The organism is Bradyrhizobium sp. UFLA05-109, from assembly GCF_054185165.1.
Genome location: NZ_JBBIAR010000054.1, coordinates 52,561 through 63,508, shown reverse-complemented (window position 1 = coordinate 63,508; position 10,948 = coordinate 52,561). Strand labels below are relative to the sequence as shown.

General features: G+C 57.4%; 3 protein-coding genes. 2 read left to right on the top strand and 1 reads right to left on the bottom strand.

The window, feature by feature from the left end:
• A partial coding sequence (nolL, locus tag Q3C01_RS32180) for a nodulation factor fucose acetyltransferase NolL (RefSeq protein ID WP_458149287.1) occupies positions 1 to 1,107 on the bottom strand: 1,107 nt, incomplete at its 3' end.
• 563 nt (positions 1,108 to 1,670) lie between these two features.
• On the opposite strand from nolL, the gene Q3C01_RS32175 reads away from it, so the two are divergent.
• Positions 1,671 to 7,244 (top strand): trifunctional serine/threonine-protein kinase/ATP-binding protein/sensor histidine kinase, encoded by a 5,574-nt coding sequence (locus Q3C01_RS32175; protein WP_458149286.1) that lies wholly within the window; start codon positions 1,671 to 1,673, stop codon positions 7,242 to 7,244.
• Between the two features lie 1,824 nt (positions 7,245 to 9,068).
• Positions 9,069 to 10,895, top strand: coding sequence for a glutamine--fructose-6-phosphate transaminase (isomerizing) (gene glmS, locus Q3C01_RS32170; RefSeq protein WP_458149285.1), 1,827 nt, complete (start codon positions 9,069 to 9,071; stop codon positions 10,893 to 10,895).
• The last annotated feature ends 53 nt before the right edge of the window (positions 10,896 to 10,948 follow it).

Genomic DNA, 10,948 nt, shown 5'->3' with positions numbered 1-10,948 from the left:
GCTAGAGGCAGGTTGTGTTTTCAGCAAGCCTGAGCGTGGCGCCACTCCGAGAACAATACGCGACATGAATCCAAGGTCGTGCACAATCCAGCGAATGCCCCTCGCGACCACAATAATCGTTACGCCAAGCACAAACGCGACGGCGATTCTGGTCGGCAGAGCCCAAAGTTCTCCGAACTGGACCAGGTCCATGAGACGGAAGACACTCGCTTGGAGGAGGTAAAGTAGCAGCGTGCTCTGGCCCAGGTCCATCGCGATAAACCGAGCCCACCGACTTGAACCACAAAATTTCCAGCATCGCAGCAGAACTTCCGCGGCGACAGCAGAGGAAGCTGCAGAGCCAACGAACATTAGCAATACTTGCTTTGCTGACTGAACATCGTCGATCGGAACGAGATTGTTGTAGACATAAGTCTCTTTGCCCCAAGCGAGAAAGCACGCGCAAGCGATACCGGAGAGCATGAGGAGCGAAAGAGACTTGTAGCGGAAGAGGGCGCTCGTCCGCCAATCAGAAGACCTGGCAAGCAAGAACCCGAGGAAAAAGAACGGGTAAGTGTACCTGATCAACGGGGCTATCGAAAATGTGACCGGCGCGAGTGCGATCAGAACAGCAGACATGGATATCATCCACGTCGATCCCAGATTGGCAACGATGAGAAGCCCAACGACAAAAAAGGAGACAAAGGTTGCCCATATGAACCAATAGGTGCCAGCGAATTCTCTTGAGAAGTCCAGCACGCCGCTCGCTACGCCTGGCGCGGGCGAAAATGCGGCCAGCTTAGCTGCTTCCGTGAATGCGCACCAAAACAGCATAGGCAACAATAACTGCACTGCGCGGTCTTTGACGCTGCGAGCGAACGGCTTTCGCAAAAGCGCGCCCGAGGAAAGATATCCGCTGATTGCCATAAAGAGAGGCATATGAAACATGTAGATCAACTTGAAATATGCCGAATACCAATACTCATCATCTCTGTAGATGACATATTGTAATAAGTGTCCAACGATCACCAGAATAATGAGAATCCCTTTAGCAAAATCAAAACTCAGATCTCTGTCAGCTCTGCGCGAGCTACATTCTGTTGACGCTGTTGCTACCTGATCAGTCATCAAGCCTCTAACCGTTTCTTTCGTGCAGCCATCCGCAGATTGGCCGGTTTCGGTTCTGCCCTATTTCCGGTCTCAATGGAAGATGAACCGCGGTTCTCTAGTCGCATTGTAGATGCGAGGCTCTTCGGAACGTGCATGAGTCCTGGCACGCGGCTATTTGCTCCAGATCCCAGTTCGTGGAGCGGCGTTACGATTGAATTCGCGGCTCGCCCGTGGTCAGCAACTCGCAATCGTAACCGCCGCCATTTTGAAAGCCTTGTCGCGCGTAGAATGTACAGGCCTTGCTTGTCTGTCGGGGCGCGTCCCTTGCAACCGCCAGTGCAAGCGATCATAGCACGGGCTGCAATTACTCAGGGTTGTATCTGGAGCATGCGATAAGCGGGAACATGCCGCGCTCCTACGTTTTCCGAGGCAGCAGCCCCGTGAGGGGTAAAACCGTGTCCCCGCGCCCGATCGCTCAGACAAGCGAAAATCTGAAAATTCCGGCCAAAGCGCGGAAATTGTCATGTTGCGGAATATATGGCAGGTTCTATTAAGCTTAGTCTAGTCGACCGGACGGTCGAATGTCGCAGGACCCTCTCAAGCCGCCTCAATTCGACATGGAAAGACATGACGATTCGGTGGTCCTTTGGGAAGACGATCATTGCGTCTTCTGCCGCGCGTGGCGTCCGAACCCCGACGGCGACCGGCAACTCGCTCTGATTGTGCGCCCCGCGCTAGAACACCCCCCGCGTGCCGTGCTCGACCGCCTGGCCCATGAGTATGAATTAAGGGAAGGGCTCGACGGGGAATGGTCGGTGCGGCCTCTCGAGCTACTCCGTGAAGCTGGCCGAACCACTCTGGTTCTGGAGGATCCGTGCGGTGAACCCCTAGTTCGCCTATTGGGCGCACCTTTGGAGCTGGAGAGCTTTTTGGGTCTGGCCGTTAGCATCACTGCAACGTTAGGTCGCGTTCACCGCAGCGGCTTAGTGCATAAAGACGTGAAGCCAGCTCATATCCTGGTCAATTGCCCGGATGGACAGGTTCGGTTCACCGGATTTGGCCTTGCTTCGCGTCACCCGCGCGAGCGGCAGGCGAGCGAGCCGCCCGAGTTCATCACGGGCACACTGCCCTACATGGCGCCGGAACAGACCGGGAGGATGAATCGCTCGATCGATTCTCGCAGTGACCTCTATTCACTCGGCGTCACGTTTTACCAGATGCTCACAGGCGCGCTGCCGTTCGCCGCGTCAGATCCAGTGGAGTGGATCCACTGTCATATCGCCAGAAAACCAATATCACCGCGAGAGAAAGTAAAAGATATTCCGGAGCCGGTCTCCCGAATAGTGATGAAGCTACTGGCCAAGGCTGCGGAGGATCGTTACCAAACGGCCGCCGGCCTTGAGCACGATCTGCGGCATTGTCTCGTCGAATGGTCGAGCCGGCGATGTATCGAACCCTTTGTGCTGAGCGAACAGGATACGCCGGATCGCCTGCTGATCCCCGAGAAGCTGTACGGAAGAAGCGCCGAGATCGAGGCGTTGCTCGCCGCTTTCGATCGCGTGGTCAAGAGCGGCGCGCCGAGGTTAGTACTTGTCGCCGGTTACTCCGGAATCGGAAAGTCGTCCGTTGTCCACGAGTTGCATAAAGCGTTGGTGCCATCGCGTGGGGTCTTCGCGTCGGGCAAATTCGATCAATTCAAGCGTGACATTCCCTACTCGACGATAGTTCAGGCGTTCCAGGGTGTTGTCCGGCCTCTTCTCGGCAAAAGCGACGCTGAGCTCGTGATTTGGCGCAACGCACTCCTGGATGCGCTTGGTCCGAACGGACGCCTTATGACCGACCTGATTCCCGACTTAAGGCTGATCATCGGCGAACAACCCGCGCTTCCAGAGCTTCCGCCCCAGCAAGCACAAGCCCGCTTCCAACTGGTATTTCGCAGGTTCGTCGGTGTCTTCGCCCGCCAACATCATCCGTTGATAATCTTCCTCGACGATTTGCAGTGGTTCGATGCGGCAACGTTCGACGTGCTCGAGCACCTCCTGACCGAAACCGATCTGCAACTGTTGCTGATTGGTGCGTACAGAAGCAACGAAGTTGATTCCAGCCATCCACTGAAACGCAAGCTCGACAACATTCGCAGCATCGGTAGGAACGTAGAGGAGATCACGTTACTGCCACTGACCCCTGAGCATGTCGAGCAGTTGGTCGCAGATGCATTTCGCTGCGAGCCAAAGCGCGCAACACCACTCGCTCAGCTGGTTCACCAGAAGACCTTGGGTAATCCGTTCTTTGTCATTCAGTTCATTTCTGCACTCGCCGCAGAGGAACTATTGAGCTTCGATCACAGTGTTGCGCGCTGGACTTGGGATCTCGAACGCATCCATGCAAAGGGATACACCGATAACGTGGTGGAGCTGATGGTCGGGAAACTCATTCGGCTCCCAACCGCAACGCAGAATGCGCTGCAGCAGCTCGCCTGTTTCGGTAACGCCGCCGAGACATCTGAACTTTCAATTGTTTTCGGGACTTCGCAGGCGCGGGTACACGCACTGTTGTCGCCGGCGATTCATCAGGATCTAGTCGAGCGGCACGGAGACACTTACAATTTCATCCACGACCGGATCCAGGAGGCCGCCTACTCGTTGGTCCCGGAGGAATCGCGCGCTCCAGCTCATCTGCGGATTGGTCGGATGCTCGCGGCGCATGCGCCCCCGGAGAGGCGTCGAGAGGCTATCTTTAATATCGTCAATCAACTCGATCGAGGTCTGCCCCTAATAACCTCCAGTAAGGAACGAGAGCAGCTCGCAGAGTTCAACCTTATCGCCGGTCAGCGTGCCAAAGCATCCGCAGCTTACGCATCTGCGCTCACATATCTGATCGCCGGTATTGCGCTGCTCTCGGAAGACTCGTGGCAGAATCAGCATGAGCTCACCTTCGCGCTGGAGCAAAACCGCGCCGAATGCGAATTCCTGACCGGCGAGCTGGATGCCGCGGAGGAACGACTATCGGCGCTTTCCAAGCGTGGTATGGATGCGGTCAAACAAGCCAGTGTAGCCTGCTTGCGAGTCGATCTGTATCTAACGCGCGGCGACCTCGAACGCGCGGTGGCGGTGGGTCTCGAGTATCTGCGCGGCGTCGGGCTTGAATGGTCGCCACGTCCAACGCAGGAGGAGGCTCTATCCGAATATCGGCTGATGTGGTCCAAGATCACTGATGGCCAGATTGAAAAGATAGCAGATCTGCCTTTAATGAAAGACGAGACGTGCCTTGCTATTTTAACGGTCTTGACGCGGATCCTTCCTCCCGCCGTATTTACCGACGCCAACCTGTCCACCCTGGTCATATGCCGAGCGGTGAATCTTAGCCTCGACCACGGCAACTCTGATGCTTCGTGCGCACATTACGCTTGGCTTAACCGGGTTTTAGGTGGTCGCTTCGGCGATTATCAGGCGGCTTATCGTTTTGGTTTGCTCGCCTGCGATCTCGTCGATCGTCGCGGGTTGACCCGCTTTCAGGCTCCGGTCTATCTAGCCGTCGGCTCTACTGTGATCCCTTGGACCAAACACCGGGGCGGTCGCGATTTGATATCACGAGCGTTGAGGGCGGCGAGCGAAGTCGGCGATCTGATTTATGAGGCCTACAGTCTGGCCCATTTGACTTCAAGCATGATAGGCGCGGGCGAGCCGCTGGAAGACATTCAGCGCGAAATAGAGAGAAACCTCGCTACCGCTCGTAAGATGAAGTTCCGTTTCGCAGCCGACATTATACGTCTGCAGCTTGGACTCGTTCGCACTATGCGTGGCCTCACGCGCACATTCGGCTGCTTTGATGACCAAGATATTGACGAATTGGCCATCGAGCGGTCGCTCGAGCAAGGACCCGAGGTACCCCTTGGTGCCATTTATTGGATCCGTAAGCTCCAGGCGCGTTTCCTAGCCGGTGACTACGTCGCTGCAATCAATGCGAGGTCAAAGGCAGAACCTCAGATGTGGACCATACCGACAGAAGGCTCAACAGCGGAATTTCACTTCTACGGTGCGCTGTCTCACTCTTGCCATTGCGACGGTTCAGCCGCGAGTGAAGAGCAACTGCATCGAGGTATCATAAGCGCCCATCACAAACGGCTTCAGGCGTGGGCGATGAATTGCCCTGAGAATTTTGAACATCGCGCTACTTTGGTTTCAGCCGAAATCGCAAGGCTTGACAATCGTGATACAGACGCAATGCGCCTCTACGAGCACTCCATACGATCTGCAGCGGCTAATGGTTTTGTTCACCACGAGGCGATCGCCTGCGAACTTGCGGGGCGATTTTACGCTGCGCGTGGGTACGAGAGGATCGCAAAGACTTATCTGAGAGATGCACGGTACAACTATCTGCGTTGGGGTGCAGATGGGAAAGTGCGACAGCTCGGCGAGTTATTTCCCTATCTGAATGAGGAGGACGAAACTCGAGCCCTGTCCGGCACGAGCATAGGAGCGCCGGTTGAACATCTAGACCTTGCTACGGTGATCAAAGTCTCTCAGGCGGTCTCCGGTGAGATCATTCTGCAAAAGCTCATTGATAGGCTTATGCGCACTGCGATTGAGCAGGCCGGCGCCGAGCGCGGTCTCTTGATCTTGCTTCGTGGCGATGAACCTCGGATCGAGGCAGAGGCCACAACCGCTAGTCAAGCGATCTTTGTGCACACGCTTGACCAATCGGTGACAGCCGCAGCCCTACCAAAGTCGGTCCTGCATTATGTCATGCGCACCCGTGAAAACGTCATTCTCGAGGATGCCGCCGTCCAATCTCCGTTTGCTAACGACCCGTATGTCCGCGAACACGGATCGCGTTCTGTTCTGTGCCTTCCCCTGATCACTCAAGCCAAGCTCATAGGTGTGCTCTACCTTGAAAACAACTTGGCGCCCGGGATCTTCGCGCTTGCCCGCAGTTCGGTGCTAAAGCTGCTTGCCTCGCAAGCAGCAATAGCGCTAGAAAACAGTCGTTTGTACCGTGAGGTTCAAGAACGTGAAACGAAAATCCGGCGCCTGGTCGACGCCAACATTATTGGGATCTTCATCTTTAACGATGAGGGTGACATTATCGAGGCTAATCATGCCTTTCTCGAGATCGTTGGATACGACCGCGAGGATCTCGTCACGGGCCGGTTGCGCTGGAGCGAGCTAACTCCGCCAGACTGGAATGAGCGCACTGAGCGCGCTCGGATAGAGAGACGAGCTACTGGAGCTATCCAGGCTTACGAGAAGGAGTACGTCCGCAAGGACGGTACTCGAGTGCCGATTCTGATCGGGGCGGCCGCTTTCGACGAGCGACAAGGTGTCGCTTTTATCGTTGACTTGACAGAACGCAAGCGGGCGGAAGCCGAAGCCCGCGAAAGCGAGCGGCGGTATCGCGAGACCCTGATCGAGCTCGCACACAGAAATCGCGTCACCACAATGGGGCAATTGACGGCCTCGATCGCGCACGAAGTCAACCAACCCATCGGTGCGGTCGTCAGCAACGCGGAGGCCGGTCTAAACTGGCTCAATGCGCAGCCGCCAAACCTGCAACGGGTCCGGCAGACATTCGGTCGGATTCTCAGCGATGGCGTGCGAGCTGGAGAGATCATCGATCGGATTCGCGCGCTAATCAGGAACGCGCCTCCACAAAAGGCCCCCTTGGCGATCAATGATGTGGTACTTGAAGTTGTAGCCCTGACTCGCGCGGAAGTGATGAATAATGGTGTCTCGGTGCAAACGCAACTTGCGGGCGCCTTGCCGCTCATTCGGGCAGATCGAGTTCAACTCCAACAGGTGATTATCAATTTGATCATCAACGCCGTCGAGGCGATGAGCGGAGCAAAGGAGGGAGCGCGGGAGCTGCTAATCAGCACTGCCAGATCTGGCTCGACCGATATATTGGTTAGCTTGCGAGATTCCGGTCCAGGATTGGATTCGAACAGTGTGGAGCGCCTGTTCGAGGCCTTCTACACCACCAAGGCCCAGGGTATGGGCATGGGACTGGCCATCTGCCGTTCAATCATCGAGGCCCACGGCGGACGCATGTGGGCGAGTGCGCAAGAGACAAGAGGCGCGGTCTTTCAGTTCACGTTGCCTGTCGAGCCGGATGATACCGACCCCGCTGTACAAACCGATAGAATACCAGCGGTGTGAGATACGATGAGTCGCAGGAAGACTCTCGGCAAAGGTTGGTCCGCGTAGCGATCAGTATGGGTTTTAGACAGTAGGTCGGTTGCCGTCTCCGTTGACTTTGCTGCCCGGATAAATTGGGTTCCGATGGGTTATACTATTTTCGCGAAAACAGTATAATGGGGCCTGCCATGGCACCGGGCCAACATCTCGATATTACATACCAAGCCCTCTATTCGAATTGGTCCAGCTCAGCCTCGAGGCAAGCTTCACCTCCGAATTCTCCTCAGTGCGGTTCGTGGCCGTTGAGGTCGAGGACAAAAAATATTGGTCCTTCGGTGTGCCCAAGCCCGAGGCCACGGTCCCGTGGAGGATGTCGAAATCACCAAGAAGGTTGAGGCGTTCAAGCATCTATAGGTCGATCTGAAAGGATGTCGCCGTTTCGTTTCCAGCCGTCGCGATGCAGACCGGCGACGTCGACTTTGCTTAATTCCACGAAATCTCCGTCGCCATCAAGGATCCCATGCCTCCGATCCTGGAGGTGGCTTCGACAGGTCGACCCGTCCAGAAACAATGCGGCGCGGTCTCCCTACGCCGCGCCAAGGCCGGCCACATAAGTCTAGCTTAGGCCTGATTGTATGCCGGATCGATCGCTGACCTGACCACTCGTACAGATGATGAAGGCGGGCGATCGCGAAATCGAACGCGCATGTCTCCATTATCCATGCTGTAGATGCGGCCCATCAACACAATCGATTTTACCTATCTTGTAGGATATCGCATAAGAAAAACATCGGTTTGGAGAAAAAGCCTTCGGTCCATCAGAATGGTTGTCGGTCTTTACCTAATTGCGGAAAAGCAGTCTCGATGTCCATCGGGCATCAGGCTAAGCGTTCGTGCAGTCCGACCACATTCTTCGGTGTCCTCTCACCTGACACCACGCCGACTCGAAGCAGCCGTCGGCAGCCAAAGGGCTCGGCGTTGTTCGCCAAATCTTCGTATCGGCGACTATCAGGCCGAGTGCCTTGAACTCTGGTTCAATCGAGCAGAAGAAAGCAATACCGAATTCGTTCGGGACGGGCATCGGCCTTCTGTGGCCAAGGTTAGCGGCGAATGCCCTCGCCGCAAATGGACCGTCGGCGGCAGCCCTCCCTCTGCCGACGGAAGCTGGTGCGATGTGTAGAAGCGTCGTTCCCCCGAGACTGACTTCTGCCCGGCCACCGAAAGTGGCCGGGCGTCTTTTGTGTGGCGCGGACGAGCGACACCTGGAAGCGGTCCGCAATTCAGTTTCGCTTCATTCTGGCAGCGGCGCGTTTCCGCATGGTAGGACCGGTGCATCATGAATGGTTCTCAACACAACCGGCGATCATGCAGTTCATATTGGTAAATCACAGGACGCCAAGCAGCTCGTCGATCTGCATCGAGTGTCATCGACCTCTAGGGATCGGCTACTTACGAGATATGTCCACGCGGCAACCCTATTGCAGCTACGATTGTTATCTTTGTTATCGGGAGAAAAGGCTATGCGTGCCCTGGTTCGCGATTAGAGTCGGCGCCCGTCGGCTCGCGCGTGATTATTTTGCTCACATCGAAACTGTCGTTTCCTTTGCTGCCGTTACATGCTGGTATTCGATCGCACTTACCGCCGCCGCATTGCGGCTTGGTGAAATGGGGCTGTTGAAGCGACCTCACACGTAAGAATGCATGTGGTTAACCGGTCCGACGGCATAGGACCACAACCATCTGACCTCGCAACACTTGTTTGGACATCTTTGGCAATCGAGTGTCGCAAGAAAGTAAAAAGACTTTGAAAATCAAGTTTTCTGAAGTCGGGGGATATTGATCCGCATGTGCGGGATTGTCGGCATTCTCGGGCGCGAACCGGTTGCGGAGCAACTGGTGGATTCGCTCAAGCGGCTTGAATATCGGGGCTACGACTCCGCGGGTGTTGCCACGCTCGAAGGCGATCACCTGCAGCGGCGGCGCGCCGAGGGCAAGCTGAAGAACCTCGAGGCCCGGCTGCGTGACAAGCCGCTGAACGGGACGACCGGGATCGGCCACACCCGCTGGGCCACCCATGGCAAGCCGACCGAGCACAATGCCCATCCGCACGCCACCGAGCGCGTCGCGGTGGTCCATAATGGCATCATCGAGAATTTCCGCGAGCTCCGCGAGGAACTCGAAGCGAAGGGTACGGTGTTCCGCACCGAGACTGACACCGAGATCGTGCTGCATCTGGTCGACCATCTGCTCACGAGCGGCAACAAGCCGATCGAGGCGGTGAAGCTCGCCTTGAGCCGCCTGCGCGGCGCGTTCGCGCTCGGCTTCATTTTCGCAGGCGAGGGCGACCTGATGATCGGCGCTCGCAACGGTCCGCCGCTCGCGCTCGGCTATGGCGATGGCGAGATGTTCCTGGGCTCGGACGCGATCGCGCTCGGCCCGTTCACCGATACGATCAGCTATCTCGAGGACGGCGACTGGGTCGTGCTGACCCGCAGCAGCGTTGCTGTCTTCGACAAGGATGGCCATGCCGTCCAGCGCGACAAGATCAAGCATGCGGCCTCGACCTCGCTTGTCGACAAGGCCAACTACCGCCATTTCATGGCGAAGGAAATACACGAGCAGCCCGAGGTCGTCGGCCACACGCTGGCCCGCTATATCGACATGGCATCCGAGCGCGTGTCGCTGCCGGTGAAGCTGCCGTTCGACTTCCGCGACATCCAGCGTGTCACGATCACAGCCTGCGGCACGGCGAACTACGCCGGCTACGTCGCAAAATACTGGTTCGAGCGCATGGCGCGTCTGCCGGTCGAGGTCGACGTCGCCTCCGAGTTCCGCTACCGCGAGGCGCCCTTGCGCAAGGGCGATCTGGCGATCTTCATTTCTCAATCGGGCGAGACCGCCGATACGCTGGCTGCGCTGCGCTATGCCAAGGCCGAAGGCGCGCACACGCTCGCCGTGGTCAACGTGCCGACCTCGACGATCGCGCGCGAGAGTGAGACGGTGCTCCAGACGCTCGCCGGTCCCGAGATCGGCGTCGCGTCCACAAAAGCCTTCACCTGCCAGCTCATGGTGCTCGCCTCGCTCGCGGTCGCGGCCGGCAAGGCGCGCGGCGAATTGTCCGAGGAGGAGGAGACCGGGCTCGTGCACGGCCTGGTCGAGGTCCCGCGCCTGATGGCGGACGCGCTCACCACCGAGCTTCAGATCGAGAAGCTCGCGCACCGGATCGCCAAGTCGCGCGACGTGCTCTATCTCGGCCGCGGCACCAGCTTCCCGCTCGCGCTTGAAGGTGCCCTGAAGCTCAAGGAGATCTCCTACATCCACGCCGAGGGCTACGCCGCCGGCGAGCTCAAGCACGGACCGATCGCGCTGATCGACGAGACCGTGCCGGTCGTGGTGATCGCGCCCCACGATCGCGTGTTCGAGAAGACCGTCTCCAACATGCAGGAGGTCGCCGCCCGCGGCGGCAACATCATCCTAGTGACGGACACCAAGGGCGCAGCCGAGGCGACGGTCGAGTCCCTCGTCACCATCGTCATGCCTGACATGGCGGCAGCCTTCACGCCCATGGTCTATGCCATCCCCGTGCAACTTTTGGCCTACCACACGGCGGTTGTGATGGGCACCGACGTCGACCAGCCGCGCAATCTCGCCAAGTCGGTGACCGTGGAATAAGCGCGACATACCGGTCAATCGCTTCAGTCCTCAAACTCGGCTGGAACATCATG

Bases quoted from the DNA above. Each gene is read 5' to 3' on its own strand.
- glmS (WP_458149285.1), top strand. From the start codon at position 9,069: ATGTGCGGGATTGTCGGCATTCTCGGGCGCGAACCGGTTGCGGAGCAA.
- Q3C01_RS32175 (WP_458149286.1), top strand. From the start codon at position 1,671: ATGTCGCAGGACCCTCTCAAGCCGCCTCAATTCGACATGGAAAGACAT.